19 protein-coding genes are annotated in these 22,621 nt (G+C 52.0%); 13 read left to right on the top strand and 6 right to left on the bottom strand.

Features of this window, described 5'->3' with window-relative positions; genetic code table 11:
* Window positions 1-8 precede the first annotated feature (8 nt).
* Window positions 9-1,112, top strand: coding sequence for a bifunctional L-1,2-propanediol dehydrogenase/glycerol dehydrogenase (gene gldA, locus AC0IWZ_RS21815; RefSeq protein ID WP_172895967.1), 1,104 nt, complete (start codon window positions 9-11; stop codon window positions 1,110-1,112).
* A gap of 53 nt (window positions 1,113-1,165) precedes the next feature.
* On the opposite strand, the gene katG is transcribed toward gldA, so the two are convergent.
* The 4 genes from katG to metB form a co-directional block, all read right to left on the bottom strand.
* Window positions 1,166-3,352 carry a catalase/peroxidase HPI gene (gene katG / locus AC0IWZ_RS21810; protein WP_471678491.1) on the bottom strand — a complete coding sequence of 729 codons (2,187 nt, stop codon included), beginning with the start codon at window positions 3,350-3,352 and terminating at the stop codon, window positions 1,166-1,168.
* Between the two features lie 244 nt (window positions 3,353-3,596).
* Entirely contained in the window at window positions 3,597-4,487 is an 891-nt protein-coding gene (gene metF, locus AC0IWZ_RS21805; protein WP_034500064.1) for a methylenetetrahydrofolate reductase, read from the bottom strand.
* 221 nt (window positions 4,488-4,708) lie between these two features.
* A complete protein-coding gene (locus AC0IWZ_RS21800; protein WP_259268529.1) occupies window positions 4,709-7,141 on the bottom strand; it encodes a bifunctional aspartate kinase/homoserine dehydrogenase II in 2,433 nt (810 codons plus the stop codon).
* Window positions 7,142-7,143: 2 nt separating this feature from the next.
* Entirely contained in the window at window positions 7,144-8,304 is a 1,161-nt protein-coding gene (metB, locus tag AC0IWZ_RS21795; RefSeq protein ID WP_034500061.1) for a cystathionine gamma-synthase, read from the bottom strand.
* Between the two features lie 262 nt (window positions 8,305-8,566).
* Between metB and metJ the strand changes: the two genes are divergently transcribed.
* Window positions 8,567-8,884, top strand: coding sequence for a met regulon transcriptional regulator MetJ (gene metJ, locus AC0IWZ_RS21790; RefSeq protein ID WP_034461414.1), 318 nt, complete (start codon window positions 8,567-8,569; stop codon window positions 8,882-8,884).
* A gap of 72 nt (window positions 8,885-8,956) precedes the next feature.
* On the opposite strand, the gene rpmE is transcribed toward metJ, so the two are convergent.
* A complete protein-coding gene (rpmE, locus tag AC0IWZ_RS21785) occupies window positions 8,957-9,172 on the bottom strand; it encodes a 50S ribosomal protein L31 (RefSeq protein ID WP_034500060.1) in 216 nt (71 codons plus the stop codon).
* A gap of 208 nt (window positions 9,173-9,380) precedes the next feature.
* Here rpmE and priA point away from each other — a divergent pair, with 208 nt between their 5' ends.
* The 7 genes from priA (at window position 9,381) to rraA (ending at window position 17,410) form a co-directional block, all read left to right on the top strand.
* Window positions 9,381-11,576: a primosomal protein N' gene (gene priA, locus AC0IWZ_RS21780; protein WP_471680523.1), complete on the top strand. Its 2,196-nt coding sequence runs from the start codon at window positions 9,381-9,383 to the stop codon at window positions 11,574-11,576.
* A gap of 165 nt (window positions 11,577-11,741) precedes the next feature.
* Window positions 11,742-12,776 carry a DNA-binding transcriptional regulator CytR gene (cytR, locus tag AC0IWZ_RS21775; protein ID WP_115631648.1) on the top strand — a complete coding sequence of 345 codons (1,035 nt, stop codon included), beginning with the start codon at window positions 11,742-11,744 and terminating at the stop codon, window positions 12,774-12,776.
* Window positions 12,777-12,865: 89 nt separating this feature from the next.
* Window positions 12,866-13,861 (top strand): cell division protein FtsN, encoded by a 996-nt coding sequence (gene ftsN / locus AC0IWZ_RS21770; RefSeq protein ID WP_072011230.1) that lies wholly within the window; start codon window positions 12,866-12,868, stop codon window positions 13,859-13,861.
* Window positions 13,862-13,951: 90 nt separating this feature from the next.
* Window positions 13,952-14,482 (top strand): ATP-dependent protease subunit HslV, encoded by a 531-nt coding sequence (gene hslV / locus AC0IWZ_RS21765; protein ID WP_034461419.1) that lies wholly within the window; start codon window positions 13,952-13,954, stop codon window positions 14,480-14,482.
* Between the two features lie 9 nt (window positions 14,483-14,491).
* A complete protein-coding gene (hslU, locus tag AC0IWZ_RS21760; RefSeq protein ID WP_034461420.1) occupies window positions 14,492-15,826 on the top strand; it encodes an HslU--HslV peptidase ATPase subunit in 1,335 nt (444 codons plus the stop codon).
* Window positions 15,827-15,902: 76 nt separating this feature from the next.
* Entirely contained in the window at window positions 15,903-16,832 is a 930-nt protein-coding gene (gene menA, locus AC0IWZ_RS21755; protein ID WP_471678493.1) for a 1,4-dihydroxy-2-naphthoate polyprenyltransferase, read from the top strand.
* 92 nt (window positions 16,833-16,924) lie between these two features.
* The gene (gene rraA / locus AC0IWZ_RS21750) at window positions 16,925-17,410 is read left to right on the top strand and encodes a ribonuclease E activity regulator RraA (RefSeq protein WP_034500052.1); all 486 of its coding nucleotides are present in this window, start codon (window positions 16,925-16,927) and stop codon (window positions 17,408-17,410) included.
* 58 nt (window positions 17,411-17,468) lie between these two features.
* On the opposite strand, the gene zapB is transcribed toward rraA, so the two are convergent.
* Window positions 17,469-17,708, bottom strand: coding sequence for a septal ring assembly protein ZapB (gene zapB, locus AC0IWZ_RS21745; protein WP_034461423.1), 240 nt, complete (start codon window positions 17,706-17,708; stop codon window positions 17,469-17,471).
* Window positions 17,709-18,277: 569 nt separating this feature from the next.
* On the opposite strand from zapB, the gene AC0IWZ_RS21740 reads away from it, so the two are divergent.
* From AC0IWZ_RS21740 to fpr, 4 genes are all read left to right on the top strand, one after another.
* Window positions 18,278-19,129, top strand: a complete 852-nt coding sequence (locus tag AC0IWZ_RS21740) for an MIP/aquaporin family protein (protein ID WP_034500050.1) — start codon at window positions 18,278-18,280, stop codon at window positions 19,127-19,129.
* Between the two features lie 21 nt (window positions 19,130-19,150).
* Window positions 19,151-20,665 (top strand): glycerol kinase GlpK, encoded by a 1,515-nt coding sequence (glpK, locus tag AC0IWZ_RS21735; RefSeq protein ID WP_034500047.1) that lies wholly within the window; start codon window positions 19,151-19,153, stop codon window positions 20,663-20,665.
* A gap of 97 nt (window positions 20,666-20,762) precedes the next feature.
* A complete protein-coding gene (gene glpX / locus AC0IWZ_RS21730) occupies window positions 20,763-21,773 on the top strand; it encodes a class II fructose-bisphosphatase (RefSeq protein ID WP_034500046.1) in 1,011 nt (336 codons plus the stop codon).
* Window positions 21,774-21,874: 101 nt separating this feature from the next.
* Complete coding sequence (fpr, locus tag AC0IWZ_RS21725) at window positions 21,875-22,621, top strand: ferredoxin--NADP(+) reductase (RefSeq protein ID WP_034500044.1); 747 nt, start codon at window positions 21,875-21,877, stop codon at window positions 22,619-22,621.

The raw sequence follows: 22,621 nt of genomic DNA, 5'->3' as shown, positions 1-22,621 counted from the left end.
AATAGAGTATGGATCGCATTATTCAATCACCAGGTAAATACATCCAGGGCGCTGATGCCATCACGCGTATTGGAGAATATCTCAAACCGCTGGCTGAACGTTGGCTGGTCGTTGGAGACAAATTTGTCTTAGGATTTGCCGAATCTACGCTGGAAAAAAGCTTTAAAGATGCCGGGCTGATGCTGGAAATAGCCCCATTTGGCGGCGAATGTTCGCAAAATGAAATCGACCGTTTGCGTGGCGTTGCGCAAAAAGCACAGTGCAGCGCGGTACTCGGCATCGGGGGTGGAAAGACTCTCGACACCGCCAAAGCTTTGGCTCACTTTATGGGCGTGCCGGTTGCCATTGCACCGACTATTGCCTCCACCGATGCGCCTTGCAGCGCACTTTCCGTTATCTATACCGATACCGGTGAGTTTGACCGTTATCTGATGCTACCAAACAACCCTAATATGGTGATTGTTGATACCCAAATCGTGGCGAATGCACCCGCGCGAATGCTGGCAGCCGGGATTGGTGATGCAATGGCAACCTGGTTCGAAGCGCGAGCCTGCTCACGCAGCGGCGCAACCACAATGGCCGGCGGCAAGTGCACTCAGGCGGCATTAGCGCTCGCTGAACTTTGCTATAACACACTGCTCGAAGAAGGTGAAAAAGCGATGCTTGCTGCCGAGTTGCATGTCGTGACCCCGGCTCTTGAGCGCGTAATAGAAGCCAATACTTATCTGAGCGGCGTCGGCTTTGAAAGTGGCGGTCTGGCAGCGGCTCACGCTGTGCATAACGGCCTGACAGCCATTCCAGATGCGCATCATTACTATCATGGTGAAAAAGTCGCTTTCGGAACGCTGACGCAGCTAGTGCTTGAGAATGCCTCGGTCGAAGAGATAGAAACTGTCGCAGCACTCTGCCACTCCGTTGGTCTGCCAATAACGCTGGCACAACTGGATATCAAGCAGGATGTTGAGGCAAAAATGCGCCGTGTTGCGCAGGCATCTTGTGCAGAAGGTGAAACCATTCATAACATGCCTGGTGGGGCGACTCCGGATCAGGTGTATGCCGCTCTACTGGTTGCTGACCAATATGGGCAACGTTTCCTGCAAGAATGGGAATAAGTCCATAAAAAAATCCCCGCTCACAAGCGGGGATTCTCACTTCAGATAGCGGCTTACTTCAGGTCAAAGCGATCCAGATTCATCACTTTCACCCAGGCAGCAACGAAGTCCTTCACAAACTTCTCTTTCGCATCACCGCTGGCATAAACTTCTGCCAGTGCGCGCAAAACAGAGTTTGAGCCAAAGACCAGGTCTGCGCGGCTTGCCAGATGTTTCACTTCACCCGTTTGACGGCAACGCCCTTCAAACAATTCAGAAGAGTCATCAGTGGCTTTCCATTCGGTGCCCATATCCAGCAGATTGACAAAGAAATCGTTGCTGAGAACACCTACACGATCGGTGAACACGCCTTGCTTACCGCCGTCGAAATTCGCACCCAGCCCACGCAAGCCGCCGACCAGAACGGTGAGTTCTGGAGCAGTCAGCGTCAGTTGCTGCGCTTTATCAATCAGCAGAGATTCCGTTGTTGCCGCATCCACACGAGCACGGTAGTTACGGAACCCATCTGCCGCTGGCTCAAGCAGGTTGAACATCTCGATATCGGTTTGATCCTGGCTGGCATCCGCACGCCCAGGAATAAACGGAACACGCACGCTGACACCCGCAGCCTCCGCCGCTTGTTCAACGCCTACCACGCCCGCCAGCACAATGATATCGGCCAGCGAAGCTTTGCCAGCCTCTTTCTGAATCGCTTCCAACGTTGGCAGAACGCGAGCCGCGATGGCATTCACATCCCAACTCCGCTGTGGAGCCAGCGCCAGGCGCGCACCATTGGCACCACCACGTTTATCACCACCACGGAAAGTGGACGCTGATGCCCAGGCTACAGAGACGAGTTCACCAACTGACAAACCAGAATGTGAGATAGCTGCTTTCAGGTGATCGATATCTGCCGGAGTCGGGCTGAATACTGCTTTTGGCAGCGGATCTTGCCAAATTAGCTCTTCTTTTGGCACTTCCGGTCCGATGTAACGCGCAATTGGCCCCATATCACGGTGCGTCAATTTGAACCATGCGCGGGCAAAAGCTTCATTGAAAGCTTGTGGATCATTGAGGAAGCGACGTGAGATCTTCTCAAATTCAGGGTCGAAACGCAGCGTCAGGTCGGTGACCAACATTGTCGGTTTACGTTTTTTCGATGGATCAAATGGATCAGGAATAATTTCAGGTGCATCGACCGCTTCAAACTGAATGGCACCAGCAGGGCTGCGTGTTTGCACCCATTCGAATTTGAACAGGTTCTCGAAGAAGTAGTTGCTCCACTGCGTTGGGGTTTGTGACCAGACAACTTCCAGGCCAGAAGTAATCGCATCCGCACCTGCACCACTCCCGTGGCTGCTGGTCCAACCCAGGCCTTGAGATTCAATCGGTGCTGTTTCCGGGTCGACGCCCACATGGGTCGCTTCTGCCGCGCCATGGGTTTTGCCTAAGGTATGACCACCGGCGATGAGCGCAACCGTTTCTTCATCATTCATTCCCATATTGCCGAAAGTGGCACGAATAGCGGCGGCCGCAGAGAGCGGTTCACCGCTGGCGTTTGGCCCTTCAGGGTTAACGTAGATCAGCCCCATTTCGGTCGCTGCTAATGGGCGTTTTGCGAGTGCTTCTGGGTCACGATGTTCCAGCCAGGCTTTTTCATTACCCCAGTTCACATCAAGATCAGGTTCCCAGACATCTTCACGCCCGGCGCCAAAACCAAAGGTACGGAAGCCGGAGTTTTCCAGCGCCACGTTACCTGCCAGCACATAAAGGTCAGCCCAGGAGATTTTCTGGCCATATTTCTTTTTGATAGGCCACAGCAGGCGACGAGCTTTATCAAGACTTACGTTGTCCGGCCAGGAGTTCAGCGGGGCAAAGCGCTGTTGCCCACGACCGGCACCGCCGCGTCCGTCTACTGCGCGATAAGTACCCGCGCCGTGCCAGGCCATACGAATAAACAGCCCTGCGTAGCTACCCCAGTCAGCAGGCCACCAGGGTTGAGAGTCGGTTAATAATGCTTTGAGGTCGCCTTTCAGCGCAGAATAATCCAGCTTGCTGAATTCTTTGCGGTAATCAAAATCTTCGCCAAGAGGATTTGAACGGTTGGAGTGCTGATTAAGAAGGTCTACGCGGAGTTGTTTTGGCCACCAGTCACGAGTGCTTGTTCCTGCTCCCGCGCTTTCATCATTTCCGCTCTGATGAAACGGGCACTTCCCTGCGTCTGTCGACAACTTATTATGATCGTTTTCGTTTGTGCTCATCTTCCTGCTCCCTTCGCTATTTTAATACCAGGATATACGGCTCTGCAGATAAGTTATAGATGAAAAAAACTACAGATTTGATAGATATTTCCTGTTGGCTAATGAGCAACATAGCAAAACTGATTCGAAGAAACGTCGACAGCAACATAAACTTTCAAAACTTAACATTAGAAATGAAAGGGGTATTGAGAGGGGGAATGGATTTACTGCGGAAAGTCATGGCCCTTGCGGGCCATTGTCTGAATTATACTGCCGGGCGAACACCCAGGGTGTGGCAAATTGCGTAGCTCATTTCTGCACGGTTAAGCGTGTAGAAATGGAAGTCTTTCACGCCCTCACGGCTGAGGATTTTCACCATATCCATCGCAATATTGGCACCGACCATTTTGCGCGTTTCAGCGTCGTTATCCAGCCCTTCAAACATTTGCGCCATCCAGTGCGGGACACGCACGTTGGTCATGGTGGCGAATTTATGGGCCTGCTTGTAGTTACTCACCGGCAAAATGCCAGGCACGATTTCGACGTCGATACCCGCTGCGGCGCATCGATCGCGAAAGCGCAGATAGCTTTCCACATCGAAGAAGAACTGAGTAATTGCGCGGTTTGCGCCTGCGTCAATTTTACGCTTCAGGTTGATCAAATCAGCCTGTGCGCTTTTCGCTTCTGGATGAACTTCCGGATAGGCGGCGACGGAGATATCAAAATCACCGACGTCTTTGAGCAATGTGACCAGATCTGAAGCGTACATATCCGGCTTGCCGCCGCCTGGCGGTAAATCGCCGCGCAGAGCGACGATGTGACGAATGCCGTTATTCCAGTAATCCTGCGCGATAGTGCGCAATTCTTCGCGGGTGGCATCGATACAGGTCAAATGCGGGGCTGCTTCCAGGCCAGTGCGGTCTTTAATGCCTTTGATGATGCTATGGGTACGGTCGCGTTCGCCAGAGTTTGCACCGTAAGTTACGGAGACAAATTTCGGTTTCAGGCTGCTGAGGCGGTCAATTGAGCTCCACAGGGTTTGTTCCATTTCACTGGTGCGCGGCGGGAAAAACTCAAAGGAAACGTTAATTTGCCCGGCAACTTCGGCCAGACTCTGATTCAGTGCTTCCCGCTGGTTGGCGTGAAAAAAGCTCATACCCTTACCTCATCAATCGCATTTTATTATGTGGTGTTGTGTTTTACTACATCCAGACGTTTAGACGTCCAGATAGCAAGATGAAGGAAAAGCATGGCGCCGTCAACTGATAATTCAACACAAGAAATGAGGAATTCTCAATCAAGTTGAAATTTATTCACGATGGCCGTGAATAATTAAAAAAGGCCAGCAAAAGCTGGCCTCGGTTTTTTTCGCAATCGTTACAGCAACTGTGCCAGACGGTTGAGATCCGACTGGATAGCACCCGCTGTCACATCGCGCCCGGCACCCGGCCCGCGAATCACCAGTGGGTTATCGCGATACCAGCGACTTTCGATGGCAAATACGTTATCGCACGGCAGCAGTGAAGCCAGAGGATGCTCAGGGCGTACCGCTTCCACACCAACACGCGCTTTACCGTTAGCGTCGAAACGCGCCACATAGCGCAGAAGCAGCCCCATTTCCTGAGCGGCTTCAAAGCGCTGAAGCATTTGCTCATTGATCTCATCACCATTTTCGAAGAAATGGTCGATGGAACCCGTTTCACTTCCGCTTGTGACCAGCGACTCAACACGCACCTGATCGGGCTCGATGTCATAACCCGCTTCACGAGCCAGAATCACCAGCTTGCGCATCACATCTTTCCCGGAGAGATCGACGCGCGGATCGGGTTCAGTCAGCCCTTGCTGCCAGGCCTGGTCAACTAAATCGGTAAATGGAACAGTGCCGTCGAACTGCAGGAACAGCCAGGAAAGCGTACCCGAGAAAATACCGCTGATAGCCAGAATGGAATCGCCGCTTTCACGTAAGTCACGCACGGTATGGTTCACCGGCAGGCCCGCGCCTACGGTTGCGTTGTACAACCAGTGGCGGCCCGTTTTGGTAAACGCGTTGCGAATTTCACGGTATTTCTGACCGGTACTTGCACCCGCGACTTTATTGGCGCTGATAACATGGAAACCGTGGCTGGCGAAATCAAGGTATTGGTCGGCCAGCTGTTCGCTCGCCGTCACATCCAACACCACTAAATCATCATATGGGTGCGCACGCATCCACTGGAATAATGACTCTTCATCTTGCTCTACGGCTTCATCATTGAAGAAAGCGAGCGCACGGCTGGCGTCCAGACCTTCGTAATTCAGCAAGCTGCGGCGGCTATCAACCACACCCGACAGAACAAATTCAAAGCCGGTGCGAGCTGAAAGGGTTTCTTGTTCGCGAGAGAAAAGTTCTAACCAGCGCGAGCCGATATTGCCCTTCCCAAACAGGACCAGACCAATACGTTTTTCAGCACGGAACAGAGATTTATGCAGGCCTTTGATGAGGTTTTCGGTTGGGCCAACACGCAACACCGCCACCAGGCTGATGCCATCTTCTGACTGCCAGATAAACTCAACAGGCTGATCTTTCAGTTGCTGCCAGAAGCGGTGGCTGTGCAGTGGATTACGGCAAACGCCCGCGCCTACCATTGCGACCAGCGCCAGACCTTCTCGCAGGCGTAATTCGCCAGGAAGATTAGCATCCTGAAGGGTTTGCAGCACGCTGCCAGCCACTTCTGAGGTATAGCAAAGCTGGAGCAGATTGCGGTCAGGATGAACACCAATCGACAACGGGCGAATCTGAGCGCGCTTTAACAGCGTATCCAGTTCTTTGTGCGCCAGTTTAAAATCTTGCTGCGGAGCAACTTCCAGTTCAATCAGGCACACATCATCGTGGCTGGTAACAATGCGTGCGCCAGTGCCGGAAGCCAGCACGCGCTCGATACGTGTGGAGCCTTGCTCTGGTGAATAGCTACAACGTAATTGCAGATCGATGTCGCTACCTGAAACGGGCTGCAAGGTACGGGCGTGCAGCACAGGAGCGGCAAGACGCGCCAGTTCACTGGCTTCGTCCAGGCGTAGCAATGGGAGCAAACACGCATCTTTGACTTTACGTGGGTCGGCACTATAAACCCCGGCAACGTCACTCCAGATGGTCACGCGGGAAACCCCTGCCAGAGCACCAATCTGCGTTGCAGAATAGTCAGAACCGTTACGACCCAGCAGGACGGTTTCACCCGCATCGTTACGGCAGATAAAGCCGGTAACCACGAGGCGTTTGTGTGGATGCTGCGCCATTAATTCTTGCAGCAGCGGCCAGGATAAACCTTCATTAACTTGAGGTTGCGCCGAGCGTTCAGCGCGCATAAATTCACGCGCATCAAGCCAGGCTGCTGGATGACCTAATTGATTCAACACCGCAGACATCAGGCGTGCAGACCAAATTTCACCATGACCCACGACTTCGGCATACACAGCGTCAGTCATTTTGCCGTCAAGTAAACCCGCCAGACGCTCAAGATCGTGAATAAACTGGCCAATCAAAGTATCAGCAACATCAGCTGCCACCAGGCCGCTAATCAGGTCGCTTTGATAACGACGTAGCGCCTGCTGAACCTGATGAGCAGAAAGACGATCGCTTTGGCTCAATTTTAGCCAGTTAATCAACTGGTTAGTTGTGCTACCGGCGGCAGAAACCACCATCATGTCGCCAGGTTTAGAATACTCGGCCATGATCCCTGCAACGCGCAGGTAACACTTCACATCTGCCAGACTACTGCCGCCAAATTTATGCAGTTGACGACCCGACGCCCCTGTTGGTGCTGAAACACTCATGCTTACCCCTCGGCTGCAACCCGGAAGGCATTTTCCAGGTCAGCAATTAAATCTTCGCTATCTTCAATGCCAGTAGAAATACGCAACAAGGTTTCTGAAATCCCCGCTGCCGCACGCGCTTCTGGAGCCATGCCCGCATGGGTCATCGTCGCCGCGTGTGAAATCAAACTTTCTACTCCACCCAGCGATTCCGCTAACGTGAAGAGAGTCAGGCTACTCAGGAAACGACGCAATGTTTGCTCGTCGCCATTAAATTCAAAACTCAGCATCGCGCCAAAACCTTTTTGCTGACGAGCCGCAATTTCATGGCCCTGGTTTTCAGGCAGCGAAGGATGATACAGCTTTTTCACCAGCGGTTGCGTTTGCAGGAAATCAACAATCGCCTGGGCGTTGCGTTGTGCCACTTCCATACGAGGTGAGAGTGTACGCAGGCCACGCAGCAGCAAGTAGCTATCGAAAGCGCTGCCGGTTACACCAATGTTGTTTGCCCACCAGGCAAGCTCAGTCACGGTTTCAGCGTCTTTCGCAATTACAACACCTGCGACCACGTCTGAGTGGCCATTCAGGTATTTAGTACAAGAATGCAGAACTAAATCCGCACCCAGGGCCAGCGGATTTTGCAGAGCCGGGCTCAGGAAAGTGTTATCCACCACGCTGATTGCCCCAGCTTCACGCGCTGCGGCGCAGATTTTCGCAATATCTACCACGCGTAACAAGGGATTACTTGGGCTTTCGACCAGCACCAGCTTCGGTTTTTCGGCCAGTGCTGCATTTAATGCAGCTTCATCACCTTGATCAACAAACAAAACGCGATATGCGCCGCGTTTTGCCAGACTATCAAACAGGCGATAGCTGCCACCGTAGCAGTCATGAGGAGCCACCAGCAGGTCGCCAGGTTTCAGAAAAACGGTCGTGACCAGATGGATGGCTGACATGCCGGTATTCGTCAGCACCGCGCCAGCTCCGCCTTCCAGTTCTGCCAGCGCGCGCTGTACGACATCACGCGTAGGATTCCCACGGCGCGAATAGTCATGCGCACGAGGTTCGTTAAATCCGGTGAAATTATAAGTGCTGGAAAGGTGGATAGGTGGGACAACGCAGCCGTATTGCTCGTCATCGTTCAAACCGCTACGTACTGCGATAGTTGCCTGTTTGCGCGTCATGGCTCTCGAATCCTTGCTGGTCGAATAAAGGTCAGGCACCAGAGTAAACACTGCCGAGTTAGACGTCAATACATCTGGACATCTAAACTTCTTTGCGTATAGATTGAGCAAACGCGAAATAGCCGTTAAAATTATATGCTTTAGGGTGATAGCGCCGCAGACCGCGGATCAATAAACGCTTACACTACGACCAGATAATCGCTTTTGCCGCGCATGTGACCGGTGGAGGCCTAAATACATTGATAAGAGGATTAAGTATCTCATGGCTGAATGGAGCGGCGAATATATCAGCCCTTACGCTGAGCACGGGAAGAAGAGTGAGCAAGTAAAGAAAATTACGGTTTCCATTCCTCTGAAGGTGTTAAAAATCCTCACCGATGAGCGTACCCGTCGCCAGGTGAATAACCTGCGTCACGCAACAAACAGTGAGTTGCTGTGCGAAGCATTCCTGCACGCGTTTACCGGCCAACCGTTGCCAAACGATGCAGACCTGCGCAAAGAGCGTAGCGATGAAATTCCTGAAGCGGCAAAAGTGATTATGCGCGAGCTGGGGATTGATCCAGAGACCTGGGAATATTAAGGTTTTACGGGATCGACAGAAACAAAAAAGGCGCCGTTAGGCGCCTTTTTCTTACTACCGTAGAGCAAAGAATTACTTCTTCGCGCCTGGAACGCTGAAACGCTTGTTGAAGCGGTCAACGCGGCCACCGGTAGCAACATCACGCTGCTTGCCAGTGTAGAACGGGTGGCATTCGCCACATACGTCCAGGTTCAGATCATGACCCACGGTAGAGCGAATCTTGATAGAATTACCGCAAGAACAGTTTGCAGTAATTTCTGCGTAGTTCGGGTGAATATTCTTTTTCATGGAAAACCTCTGTATAAGGCCGCGCCGCTCTTCCAGCCCTAACGCCAGACACCGCGCGAAGTTGATAAATTAGGTTTTTTGACACCAAAAACTGCGCATCAAAGGCGGCGAATCATACAGAACCCCGCGAGTGGATGCAAACTGATCCGCATTTTCTGGAACACACAGTGTACACTATCTCGTCATTTTTATCAGCCTGGATGTATTAATGCCTGTCGCCCACGTCGCTTTACCGGTTCCTCTCGCCCGTACTTTTGACTACTTCATTCCTGCTGGAATGCAGGTGGCGTCAGGCTGTCGCGTCATGGTGCCGTTTGGTAAACGCCAGGCTGTCGGGATCGTTGTTTCTGTTAGCGAGCACAGTGAATTGCCTCTCAATGAGCTAAAACCTGTTGCTGAAGTTCTGGATGGCGCTTCGTTGTTTCCGGATTCGCTCTGGCGCGTACTGCTGTGGGCGGCCGAGTATTACCACCATCCGCTAGGCGACGTGCTCTTCCACGCACTACCGGGTTTGCTGCGCCAGGGGAAACCCGCCCACCACGCGCCGTTGTGGTACTGGTTCGCCACTGAAGAAGGCAAAGCCGTAGACCTTAATAGCCTGAAACGTGCGCCTAAACAGCAGCAAGCTCTGGCAGCGGTACGGCAAAAAATCATCTGGCGTCATCAGGTTAGCGAGCTGGAAATCAGCGAGGCCGGGCTACAAGCTCTGCGAGCCAAAGGTTTATGCGACCTGAAAAGTGCTGCGCCGTCGGCCGCAGACTGGCGCGATAGCTATTCGGTAGAAGGTGAGCGTTTACGGCTCAACACCGAGCAGGCCACCGCCATCGGCGCCATTCATAGCTCCGCCGACCATTTTGCCGTCTGGTTGCTGGCAGGCATCACCGGATCAGGCAAAACCGAAGTTTATCTCAGTGTGCTGGAAAACGTGCTGGCGCAGGGTAAGCAAGCCCTGGTTCTGGTGCCAGAAATTGGTTTAACACCGCAAACTATCGCCCGTTTTCGCGAGCGTTTTAACGCGCCGGTCGAAGTTTTGCACTCCGGGCTTAACGATAGCGAACGCCTCGCGGTATGGCTGAAAGCACGTAGCGGCGAAGCGGCGATTGTGATTGGCACGCGTTCATCACTTTTCACCCCGTTTTGCCGTCTCGGTGTGATCGTGATTGATGAAGAACATGATAGCTCTTATAAGCAGCAAGAAGGCTGGCGCTATCACGCACGTGATTTAGCCGTGTATCGCGCTCACGCAGAAGATATTCCGATTATTCTTGGCTCGGCAACACCCGCGCTGGAAACCCTGCATAACGTTCAGGTCGGAAAATATCGCCAGTTACGGCTGACAAAACGCGCCGGGAATGCACGCCCGGCCACGCAGCAAGTGGTGGATTTAAAAGGTCAGCCGCTAAAATCAGGGCTTGCGCCAGCACTCATCAAAAAAATTGGCCAGCACCTGAAAGCCGATAATCAGGTAATTCTGTTCCTGAACCGCCGAGGATTTGCCCCAGCTTTGCTGTGCCATGAATGCGGCTGGATAGCAGAATGTCCACGCTGCGATCACTATTACACTTACCATCAGGGCCAGCGCCATTTACGCTGCCACCATTGTGATAGCCAAAGAGCAATTCCCCAGCAATGCCCGCATTGTGGTTCTACCAACCTGGTTCCGGTTGGTATGGGAACGGAGCAGCTTGAGCACAGTCTTGAGCCTGAGTTTCCGGGCGTACCAATTTCACGCATCGACCGCGACACCACCAGCCGCAAAGGCGCACTTGAGCAACAGTTGGCAGAAGTCCATCGTGGCGGCGCACGCATTTTGATTGGTACGCAAATGCTGGCGAAAGGCCATCACTTCCCGGATGTGACACTGGTTGCGTTGTTGGATGTCGACGGTGCGCTATTTTCAGCTGACTTCCGGGCAGCGGAACGTTTTGCGCAGCTTTATATTCAGGTATCAGGCCGTGCCGGGCGAGCCGGTAAACAAGGTGAAGTTCTGCTGCAAACTCACCACCCTGAGCATCCTTTATTACAAACGTTGCTCGCAAAAGGCTACGACAATTTCGCAAGCCAGGCGCTCACGGAACGCAAAACAGTCTTCTTGCCGCCATTTACCAGCCACATCATGTTCCGTGCAGAAGATCAGAATAACCATCAGGCTCCGCTCTTTTTGCAGCAGTTACGGAACCTGCTGGAATCCAGCCCGTTAAGAGATGATCAGTTGTGGATAATGGGGCCGGTGCCGTGTTTGCAACCTAAACGCGGCGGCCGTTTTCGCTGGCAAATACTCCTGCAACATCCTTCCCGTGCTCGCCTACAGCGCCTCGTTAGCCATTCATTGAAACTGGTCAATACGTTACCGGAATCACGTAAAGTGAAGTGGATGCTGGATGTTGATCCGACAGACGGCTAGCACAAAGCCCTGTGGATATGCGAAGCAGATCGAAAAATTCAACAACCATCACACTTTTAATGAAATAACTGTAACTAACCGGCATCAATTTCTGCTAAGAATGTGGACATGGTCAGACACCAGGGACGTTGTCAGCACCTGTAAAGTGCACGCGAGGAGAAGAAGTTGAAGCCGAAGAATCAGGTTGCCAATGCAACCATGAAAGATGTTGCTGTGCAGGCGAAAGTCTCAACGGCAACCGTGTCCAGAGCGTTAATGAACCCGGACAAAGTATCGCAAAGCACTCGAAATCGTGTGGAACAAGCGGCAATTGCCGTTGGCTATTTACCCCATTCCCTGGGGCGAAATTTAAAGCGTAATGAGTCTCGCACCATTCTGGTTATTGTCCCGGATATTTGTGATCCCTTCTTTAGCGAAATTATTCGCGGAATTGAAGTGACCGCAGCCGAGCAAGGCTACCTGGTGTTGATTGGCGATTGCGCTCATCAAAATCAGCAGGAAAAAACCTTCATCAACCTGATCATCACGAAGCAGATTGATGGCATGTTGCTGCTCGGTTCACGGTTGCCCTTTGATGCCAGCATTGAAGAACAACGCAATTTACCGCCAATGGTCATGGCGAACGAATTTGCTCCCGAACTCGAGCTACCAACGGTTCATATTGATAACCTGACCGCTGCGTTCAATGCTGTTTATTATTTGCAGCAGCTCGGACATCAGAAAATAGCCTGTATCGCTGGCCCGGAAGAAATGCCACTTTGCCATTATCGCTTACAAGGATACGTGCAGGCATTGCGCCGTACGGGAGCGGTGGTCGATCCGCATTATATTGCGCGCGGTAACTTTACTTACGAAGCCGGTGCGGCAGCTTTGGCGCAACTCCTGGCGCTGCCTAATCCGCCGACTGCAGTATTCTGCCATAGCGACGTCATGGCGCTTGGCGCGTTGTCTCAAGCCAAACGTAGCGGCTTGCGCGTGCCAGAAGATTTATCAATTATGGGCTTTGATGACATTGCACTTTCACAGTTCTGTGACCCACCGCTGACTACCGTCGCCCAACCCCGTTTCGATATCGGGCGGGAGGCTATGCTACTGCTTTTGGATCAGCTAAACGGTCACGCCGTAAGTAGTGGCTCGCGTTTACTGGATTGCGAGCTGATTGAACGAGGCTCTACCAGCGCACCTGGCAATAGAAAATGACCCGCTTTAGGACACTGGATTCTGGTCAAAGGGATGCCCATTAAGTAACATGGCGGGCTGATAAACGAAAAAAATATAGCGAATCAATAGTGGCACAACGAGATTATGTACGCCGCGGGCAATCGGCAGGTACGCGGCGTAAGAAAAGTAACACCCGTAGCAAGCAACGCAGCATGCCATCCGTTTCGCCGACGATGGTCGCTATCGCGGCAGCCGTTCTGGTGACCTTTATTGGTGCCCTGTACTTCATTACTCATCACAAAAAAGATGAAAGCGAAGCCCTGCCTGGGCATAAAGTCACAGGTAACGGCCTGCCGCCTAAACCCGAAGAACGCTGGCGTTATATCAAAGAACTGGAAAACCGTCAGACGGGTGTGCGCGCCCCTACCGAGCCTTCTGCCGGTGGTGAAGTGCAAAATAAAGATCAGCTCACCAGTGAACAGCGCCAGTTGCTGGAGCAAATGCAGGCAGATATGCGCCAGCAACCGACGCAGCTCAATGAAGTCCCCTGGAATGAACAGACGCCAGAGCAGCGTCAGAACACACTTCAGCGCCAGAAAGTGATTCAGCAGCAACAGCAATTCACTGCTCAACAAGTTGCGCCGCAGACGCGTACGGTACAGCCACAGTCTCAACCTGCCGCGCAACAGCCACGTACTGTTCAGCAACAGCCGCGCACCACAACAACGGCACAACAGCCGTACCAGGATTTGTTGCAAACGCCGCCACATAACACTCAGCAGCGTGCCGCACAGCCGGTGACACAACCGCGTGAATCCGCGCAGCCGAAGGCGGCTCCGATTACCCGTGAGGAAGTAGCGAAACAAGCTCCGGCAGCTCAGGAGAAGCCAAAGGACGAGAAACGCTGGATGGTTCAGTGCGGCTCGTTTAAAGGCAGCGAGCAGGCGGAAACCGTTCGTGCGCAGCTTGCGTTTGAAGGCTTTGATTCCCGGATTACCACCAACAATGGTTGGAACCGCGTCGTCATTGGCCCAATCAAAGGCAAAGACAATGCTGATGGAACGATCAACCGTCTGAAGATGGCGGGTCACTCTAACTGTATTCGTCTTGGCACTGGGGGTTGAAACCCCCAAAATCCCCCCCATCTATAATTGCATTCAGCCCCGATAAAATGTCGGGGTACTTATTTAGCTGATGCAATAAGGGGTCTGCTCGTGACAACAATAGTAAGTGTGCGCCGCAATGGCCATGTCGTAATCGGTGGTGATGGTCAGGCCACGCTCGGCAATACTGTAATGAAAGGCAACGTCAAAAAAGTGCGTCGTTTGTATAACGACAAAGTGATTGCTGGCTTTGCTGGCGGCACTGCGGATGCCTTCACCCTATTCGAATTGTTTGAACGCAAGCTTGAAATGCACCAGGGCCACCTGGTGAAAGCTGCGGTTGAACTGGCAAAAGACTGGCGTACTGACCGTATGCTGCGCAAACTAGAAGCTCTGCTTGCAGTCGCTGACGAAAACGCCTCTCTTATCATCACCGGTAATGGTGATGTTATCCAACCAGAAGATGACCTGATTGCCATTGGTTCAGGCGGCCCTTATGCCCAAGCTGCGGCACGTGCGCTTCTTGAAAATACTGAACTAGGTGCTCGTGACATCGTAGAGAAATCGCTGGGGATCGCCGGTGATATCTGCATCTACACCAACCATTTCCATACTATTGAAGAATTAGCGTCTAAGGCGTAAGGAATCCCCATGTCTGAAATGACTCCACGCGAAATTGTCAGCGAACTGAACAAACACATCATTGGCCAGGACAATGCCAAGCGTTCCGTGGCGATTGCGCTGCGTAACCGCTGGCGCCGTATGCAGCTTGATGAAGAGCTGCGTCATGAAGTTACGCCAAAAAACATTCTGATGATCGGCCCAACTGGCGTAGGTAAAACCGAAATTGCCCGCCGTCTGGCAAAACTGGCTAACGCGCCGTTCATTAAAGTTGAAGCAACCAAATTCACCGAAGTCGGCTATGTGGGTAAAGAAGTGGATTCTATCATCCGCGATCTGACTGATTCCGCGATGAAAATGGTGCGTCTGCAATCCATCGAGAAAAACCGCTATCGTGCTGAAGAAATGGCAGAAGAGCGCATTCTTGATGTGCTGATCCCGCCAGCTAAAAACAACTGGGGTCAAAACGAAACTGCACCTGAGCCATCTGCGGCTCGCCAGTCTTTCCGTAAGAAATTGCGTGAAGGCCAACTGGACGATAAAGAAATTGAAATCGATCTGGCTGCGGCACCGATGGGTGTTGAAATCATGGCTCCTCCTGGCATGGAAGAAATGACCAGCCAGTTGCAGTCCATGTTCCAGAATCTCGGCGGTCAGAAGCAAAAACCTCGCAAGCTGAAAATCAAAGACGCGATGAAACTTCTGATTGAAGAAGAAGCCGCGAAACTGGTGAACCCGGAAGAGCTTAAGCAAGACGCGATTGATGCCGTTGAGCAACATGGCATCGTGTTTATCGATGAGATCGATAAAATCTGTAAGCGCGGTGGCAACAGCTCCGGCCCGGATGTGTCTCGTGAAGGTGTGCAGCGTGATTTGCTGCCGCTGGTTGAAGGCTGCACCGTTTCGACTAAACACGGTATGGTCAAAACTGACCACATTCTGTTTATCGCATCCGGCGCATTCCAGGTGGCAAGCCCGTCTGATTTGATTCCTGAATTGCAGGGTCGTCTGCCAATTCGTGTGGAATTACAGGCGCTGACCGTAGAAGATTTCGAGCGTATTCTGACTGAGCCAAATGCGTCGATCACTGTGCAGTACAAGGCGCTGTTGGGCACCGAAGGCGTAAATATCGACTTCACCGAAGATGGTATTCGTCGTATTGCTCAAGCCGCATGGCAAGTGAACGAATCGACTGAAAACATCGGTGCGCGTCGTCTGCACACTGTGCTGGAACGTCTGGTTGAAGATATCTCTTATGATGCCAGCGAGATGAACGGCCAATCCATCCTGATCGATGGCGAATATGTCAGTAAACATCTGGATGAGTTAGTAGCAGATGAAGACTTGAGCCGTTTTATCCTATAATCCCGCTCAACGTATTTTCTTCATTTGAAATGGAGGGCTTATGCCCTCCATTTTTTTATATCTAACAGAGAGAACTATGAGCGAATCGCACTCTGTAAGCACCACTCAGGCCTGGCTTGAAAGCCTGCGCCCACGCACGTTACCTCTGGCATTTGCCTCAATTGTTTGTGGTTCGGCGTTGGCTTTCTGGCAAGGTGTGTTTAACCCTGCAATCGCATTGTTGGCATTGTTGACTGCGGGGTTACTGCAAATCCTCTCAAATCTGGCGAATGATTACGGCGATGCGGTAAAAGGTAGCGACAAAGAAGACCGTATCGGGCCGCTGCGCGGGATGCAAAAAGGGGTGATTACTCAAGCGCAAATGAAAAAGGCGCTGATGATCACCGTGGTACTGATTTGTCTTTCTGGCCTGGCGCTGGTGGCCGTTGCCTGCCGTACGCTGGCAGATTTCCTCGGCTTCCTGGCTTTAGGTTTACTGGCAATCATCGCGGCCATCACCTACACCGTCGGCACGCGTCCGTATGGTTACATGGGGCTTGGTGATATTTCGGTGCTGGTGTTTTTCGGCTGGCTGAGCGTGGCAGGAACCTGGTATCTACAAGCGCACTCTCTCGCGCCTTTAGTCATTTTACCTGCAACCGCGTGCGGGTTATTAGCGACTGCAGTGCTTAATATTAATAATTTGCGCGATATCGACAGCGACCGGGAAAACGGTAAAAACACGCTGGCGGTGCGTCTGGGGCCAGTGCAGGCTCGTCGTTATCACGCCTGCCTGCTGATGGGCGCTCTGGTCTGCCTGGCCGTGTTTAATCTGGTGTGGCTACAAAGTCTGTGGGGTTGGCTGTTTGTGCTGGCAGCACCGCTTCTGATTAAGCAAACCCTGTTTGTGCTGCGCGAAAGGGATCCGCTCGCGATGCGTCCCATGCTCGAGCGCACGGTAAAAGCCGCGTTACTGACTAACCTATTGTTTGCGATAGGAGTTGTGCTCAGTACGGTGTCGTTTTAGCTGACAAATATCAATTAACAATTGATGATTTTGCCAACAGTTAACATTAAGCGATATACTGACAACTCGTGCAGCAACAGAATCTTAATCCTATGAAATATGATACTTCCGAGCTTTGCGACATCTACCAGGAAGATGTCAACGTCGTTGAACCGCTGTTTTCCAATTTCGGTGGGCGGTCGTCCTTTGGCGGGCAAATCATCACGGTGAAATGTTTCGAGGACAACGGATTGTTGTATGATCTGCTCGAACAAAATGGCCGTGGCCGAGTGCTGGTGATTGATGGCGGTGGCTCAGTTCGCCGCGCGTTGATTGACGCAGAACTTGCCCGTCTGGCGACTCAAAACGAGTGGGAAGGCATTGTGGTATACGGTGCCGTGCGCCAGGTCGATGACCTGGAAGAACTGGATATTGGTATTCAGGCAATTGCCGCCATTCCTGTTGGCTCTGCGGGTGTTGGCGTTGGCGAAAGTGACGTGCGCGTTAACTTTGGCGGCGTGACATTCTTCTCCGGCGACCATCTGTATGCGGATAACACCGGCATTATCCTTTCCGAAGATCCCCTCGATATTGAGTAACAAAATCGAATAACAAAACGGGCGCCCTGGGGCGCCCGTTTTTATTGAAGCTGTGGTCTTACACTTCTTCCATTTTACCCAGCAGGGCGTGCAGACGATCCTGCCAGACGTGCTGTTGCTCTTTCAGAGAATTGTTTTCGCGTACTAATTCTTCATGATTGCTCTGAGATTGCTGAACTTGCTGAGACAGATTGTTGTTCGTCTCTTTCAGTTCTTCGATTTCCATTTGCAGCAGGGTAATGGTATCAATCGCCTGCTGTACTTTTGCTTCCAGTTTCTCAAACACTTCAAATGACATTTCGAACCTCTCCTGAATTGCAAGGCGTTGATGGATGTCTATACCCGTTAGCATTCGAGTTGCAGGTAGGCGGCCAGGGAGCTTATCCCGAATCACTTACTTCAGTAAGTGATTCGGGTAAGTGAGCGCAGCCAACGTCCCTGCAGCTTGAAGGATGATGGGTATAAATCCCCGTTCCGGATATTCCCCGAAGACACCTTATGAATATATGCGCACCACGCAGCGTGTCTCGATTGTAAGTAGCGTGAGTACCCGTGTCCAGCGAGTTCAAGCGCTCTTTGCGTAACATAACGTTTTTCGGCATATACCGAACGACAGGGCGACTTAAAATCACTATTTGTTAATGCGCTGAAGATTAACGTGCGCGTTTGCGTTGTCTTTTTTGGGTGATAATGCGCACATAATGACGCGAAATCGCTCATTTTTATGACGAGCCACACAATTTTAAGGTTCGATATTTCTCGTTTATGTTCGTTAACGATAAATTAACACTACGCCTACATGGCACCTGCGCGGCAGGGAGTGCCCGAACAAACAATAATCATTAATTTTGCCTTCAGGACCCTATTATGAGTCAGACAGCTCCATCAACCTTGAAAGGTCAGTGCATCGCCGAGTTCATGGGTACAGCATTGTTGATTTTCTTTGGTGTCGGATGCGTTGCCGCCTTAAAAGTGGCAGGCGCAAGCTTCGGGCAATGGGAAATTAGTATCATCTGGGGGCTGGGGGTAGCGATGGCTATCTACCTGACCGCAGGGGTATCCGGTGCGCACCTCAACCCGGCAGTCACCATCGCATTGTGCCTGTTCGCCTGCTTCGATAAACGCAAAGTGGTTCCGTTTATTGTTTCACAAGTCGCAGGTGCGTTCTGCGCCGCAGCTTTGGTGTATGGCCTGTATTACAATTTATTCCTCGATTACGAACAGACGCATCATATGGTGCGCGGCAGCGTAGAAAGCCTGGATTTGGCCGGTATCTTCTCAACCTATCCTAATCCACACATCAATTTGATTCAGGCGTTTGCTGTAGAGATGGTGATTACCGCCATTTTGATGGGCGTTATCCTGGCTCTGACTGATGATGGCAACGGCATTCCACGTGGCCCATTAGCACCGTTGCTGATTGGCTTGCTGATTGCGGTTATCGGCGCATCAATGGGACCGCTCACCGGCTTTGCTATGAACCCTGCGCGTGACTTCGGTCCGAAACTGTTTGCATGGCTCGCGGGCTGGGGTGAGGTTGCCTTTACGGGTGGACGCGATATTCCTTACTTCCTGGTGCCAGTATTTGGCCCAATAGTAGGCGCAGCACTTGGCGCATTTGGCTACCGTAAGTTGATTGGCCACCATTTACCTTGCGATGTATGTGTTGAAGATAAAGAGAAATCCAGCACCTCCACGCAACAAAATGCTTCTTTGTAAGACTGACTTCAGGACAAGATTATGACTCACGAAAAAAAATATATCGTCGCACTTGATCAGGGTACCACCAGCTCCCGCGCCGTCGTCCTGGATCACGATGCCAACGTAGTCAGCGTTTCGCAGCGCGAATTCCAGCAAATCTACCCAAAAGCAGGATGGGTAGAACACGACCCAATGGAGATTTGGGCAACACAAAGTTCCACACTTGTCGAAGTGTTGGCGAAAGCTGATATCAACTCAGACCAAATTGCCGCCATTGGTATCACCAACCAACGTGAAACCGCGATTGTCTGGGAAAAAGAGACGGGCAAACCGATTTATAACGCCATCGTCTGGCAGTGCCGTCGTACCGCAGAAATCTGCGAACAGCTCAAACGCGACGGACTGGAAGAGTACATCAAATCAGCAACCGGCCTAGTGGTTGACCCGTATTTCTCCGGCACCAAAGTGAAGTGGATTCTGGACCATGTGGAGGGTTCGCGTGAGCGTGCTCGCCGTGGCGAATTGCTGTTTGGTACGGTCGATACCTGGCTTATCTGGAAAATGACTCAAGGGCGCGTGCACGTCACCGACTACACCAACGCCTCCCGTACCATGTTGTTTAACATCCACGATCTCACCTGGGATGACCGCATGCTCGAAGCGCTGGATATCCCACGCGAGATGCTGCCAGAAGTGCGTAAATCTTCAGAAGTTTATGGTCAGACTAACATCGGTGGTAAAGGCGGTACGCGTATTCCTATCGCCGGGATTGCTGGCGACCAGCAAGCCGCTCTGTTTGGTCAGTTGTGCGTCAAAGAAGGGATGGCGAAAAACACCTACGGCACCGGCTGCTTCATGTTGATGAACACCGGTACTCAGGCGGTTAAATCTACTCACGGCTTGTTGACGACAATTGCTTGCGGCCCACGTGGTGAAGTGAATTATGCGCTGGAAGGTGCCGTATTCATGGGTGGTGCTTCTATTCAGTGGCTGCGCGATGAAATGAAACTTATCAGCGACGCGACGGATTCCGAGTACTTTGCAACGAAAGTGAAAGACACCAACGGTGTATATGTCGTCCCTGCGTTTACTGGCCTCGGCGCACCTTACTGGGACCCATATGCCCGTGGCGCCATCTTCGGCCTGACGCGTGGCGTGAACGCCAACCACATTATCCGCGCCACGCTTGAGTCCATCGCTTATCAAACGCGCGACGTGCTGGAAGCGATGCAGGCTGACGCGAATATCCGTCTTCACGCTCTGCGTGTAGATGGTGGTGCGGTGGCGAACAACTTCCTGATGCAATTCCAGGCGGACATTTTAGGTACGCGTGTAGAACGCCCTGAAGTCCGCGAAGTCACAGCTTTGGGCGCGGCATATCTGGCGGGTCTGGCCGTTGGTTTCTGGCAGAACCTGGACGAAGTTAGCGAGAAAGCGGTTATCGAAAAAGAGTTCCGTCCAGGTATCGAAACCACCGAACGCAACTACCGTTACGCTGGCTGGAAAAAAGCCGTGAAACGCGCGCTGGCCTGGGAAGATCACGAAGAAAGTTAATTGCCCTCCCCCTAACCCTCTCCCCCAGGGAGAGGGGATCACCCTACCCCGCCTGTGCTAAACTCGGTCGCAATTGGGCTTCTTAAATGAGTATGTAATGAGACGAGAACTTGCGATTGAATTTTCCCGTGTAACCGAAGCGGCGGCACTGGCGGGTTATAAATGGTTGGGTCGTGGCGACAAAAACACGGCGGATGGAGCAGCCGTTCACGCCATGCGTATCATGCTCAATCAGGTCAATATTGATGGCCAGATTGTGATTGGCGAAGGGGAAATCGACGAAGCACCAATGCTCTACATTGGTGAAAAAGTCGGTACCGGCCAGGGCGACGCGGTAGACATCGCTGTTGACCCGATTGAAGGTACCCGCATGACGGCAATGGGCCAGGCCAACGCGCTGGCGGTGCTGGCCGTCGGCGATAAAGGCAGCTTCCTGAATGCGCCCGATATGTACATGGAAAAACTGATTGTCGGCCCGGGTGCGAAAGGCATTATCGACCTCAATCTGCCGCTGGCTGAAAACCTCTATAACATCGCCGTTGCGCTCAATAAGCCACTGAGCGAGCTCACCGTTACCATTCTTGCTAAACCACGCCACGACGCCACCATTGCTGAGTTACAAAAACTTGGCGTGCGCGTTTTCGCCATTCCTGATGGTGATGTTGCAGCGTCAATTTTGACCTGTATGCCAGATAGCGAAGTCGATGTGATGTACGGTATCGGCGGCGCACCTGAAGGCGTGATTTCCGCAGCGGTTATTCGTGCGTTAGATGGCGACATGCAAGGCCGCCTGTTGGCTCGTCACCATGTGAAGGGTGATAGCGAAGAAAACCGTCTTATCGGTGAAAAAGAATTAGAACGCTGTAAGGCAATGGGCATTGAAGCGGGTGTGGTATTAAAACTCGATGATATGGCGCGTAACGACAACGTTATCTTCTCCGCAACCGGCATCACTAAAGGCGATTTGCTGGACGGGATTACGCGCAAAGGGAATATGGCGACCACAGAAACACTGCTGATTCGCGGAAAGTCTCGCACTATTCGCCGTATCCAATCTATTCACTATCTCGACCGCAAAGACCCGGACGTACAGACTCATATTCTGTAAGGCCGCCGTTTGTCTGATTGAGCTTTCCAGCTTTAACCGGCTGGAAATCTCGCACTTTTCTGGTGAAGATAGGGAAAACACAACAAAGGGGAGCGTGCATTATGGCGGAATGGGTCAAAGGTAAAGTCATCCGGATTGAAAACTGGACCGATGCTCTGTTTAGTCTCACTGTTCATGCGCCTGTCGCCCCTTTCACCGCCGGGCAATTTACCAAGCTTGGGATGGAAATTGATGGCGAACGCGTGCAGCGAGCCTACTCCTACGTCAACGCGCCCAGCGATCCGAATCTTGAGTTTTATCTGGTCACCGTACCTGAAGGCAAACTCAGCCCGCGTTTACACGCGCTGCAACCCGGCGACGAGATTTCATTGGTCAGCGAAGCGGCAGGTTTCTTTGTGCTCGATGAAATTCCTGACTGCCAGACGCTATGGATGCTGGCGACAGGAACCGCATTAGGGCCGTATCTTTCAATTTTGCAGGAAGGCACTGGACTCGAGCGTTTTGAGAATATCGTTTTGCTGCATGCAGTACGTTACGCGCAGGACTTGAGTTATTTGCCGTTAATGCAAAAACTCCAGCAGCAATACGAAGGAAAGCTACGCATTCAGACGGTTGTCAGCCGTGAGTCTATTCCGGGTTCGCTAACCGGACGCGTGCCTGCATTGATCGAAAACGGTGAGCTGGAAGCGGCAGTCGGATTGCCGATGAACATTGAAACCAGCCATGTGATGTTGTGCGGCAACCCGCAGATGGTACGTGATACGCAGCAATTGCTGAAAGATACCCGGCAGATGACCAAACATTTACGTCGCCGACCGGGCCATATGACTGCTGAACATTACTGGTAA

Source organism: Buttiauxella sp. AC142 (genome assembly GCF_979253435.1).
The sequence above is the reverse complement of the archived record's forward strand: the minus strand, read 5'-3'. Positions and strand labels throughout refer to the sequence as shown.

Excerpts from the sequence above, each read along its gene's own strand:
- menA (WP_471678493.1), top strand. The coding sequence starts at position 15,903 with ATGAGCGAATCGCACTCTGTAAGCACCACTCAGGCCTGGCTTGAAAGC.
- rraA (WP_034500052.1), top strand. The coding sequence starts at position 16,925 with ATGAAATATGATACTTCCGAGCTTTGCGACATCTACCAGGAAGATGTC.
- AC0IWZ_RS21800 (WP_259268529.1), bottom strand. The coding sequence starts at position 7,141 with ATGAGTGTTTCAGCACCAACAGGGGCGTCGGGTCGTCAACTGCATAAA.
- metJ (WP_034461414.1), top strand. The coding sequence starts at position 8,567 with ATGGCTGAATGGAGCGGCGAATATATCAGCCCTTACGCTGAGCACGGG.
- gldA (WP_172895967.1), top strand. The coding sequence starts at position 9 with ATGGATCGCATTATTCAATCACCAGGTAAATACATCCAGGGCGCTGAT.
- katG (WP_471678491.1), bottom strand. The coding sequence starts at position 3,352 with ATGAGCACAAACGAAAACGATCATAATAAGTTGTCGACAGACGCAGGG.
- glpX (WP_034500046.1), top strand. The coding sequence starts at position 20,763 with ATGAGACGAGAACTTGCGATTGAATTTTCCCGTGTAACCGAAGCGGCG.
- AC0IWZ_RS21740 (WP_034500050.1), top strand. The coding sequence starts at position 18,278 with ATGAGTCAGACAGCTCCATCAACCTTGAAAGGTCAGTGCATCGCCGAG.
- metF (WP_034500064.1), bottom strand. The coding sequence starts at position 4,487 with ATGAGCTTTTTTCACGCCAACCAGCGGGAAGCACTGAATCAGAGTCTG.
- hslU (WP_034461420.1), top strand. The coding sequence starts at position 14,492 with ATGTCTGAAATGACTCCACGCGAAATTGTCAGCGAACTGAACAAACAC.
- fpr (WP_034500044.1), top strand. The coding sequence starts at position 21,875 with ATGGCGGAATGGGTCAAAGGTAAAGTCATCCGGATTGAAAACTGGACC.
- rpmE (WP_034500060.1), bottom strand. The coding sequence starts at position 9,172 with ATGAAAAAGAATATTCACCCGAACTACGCAGAAATTACTGCAAACTGT.
- metB (WP_034500061.1), bottom strand. The coding sequence starts at position 8,304 with ATGACGCGCAAACAGGCAACTATCGCAGTACGTAGCGGTTTGAACGAT.
- priA (WP_471680523.1), top strand. The coding sequence starts at position 9,381 with ATGCCTGTCGCCCACGTCGCTTTACCGGTTCCTCTCGCCCGTACTTTT.
- glpK (WP_034500047.1), top strand. The coding sequence starts at position 19,151 with ATGACTCACGAAAAAAAATATATCGTCGCACTTGATCAGGGTACCACC.
- zapB (WP_034461423.1), bottom strand. The coding sequence starts at position 17,708 with ATGTCATTTGAAGTGTTTGAGAAACTGGAAGCAAAAGTACAGCAGGCG.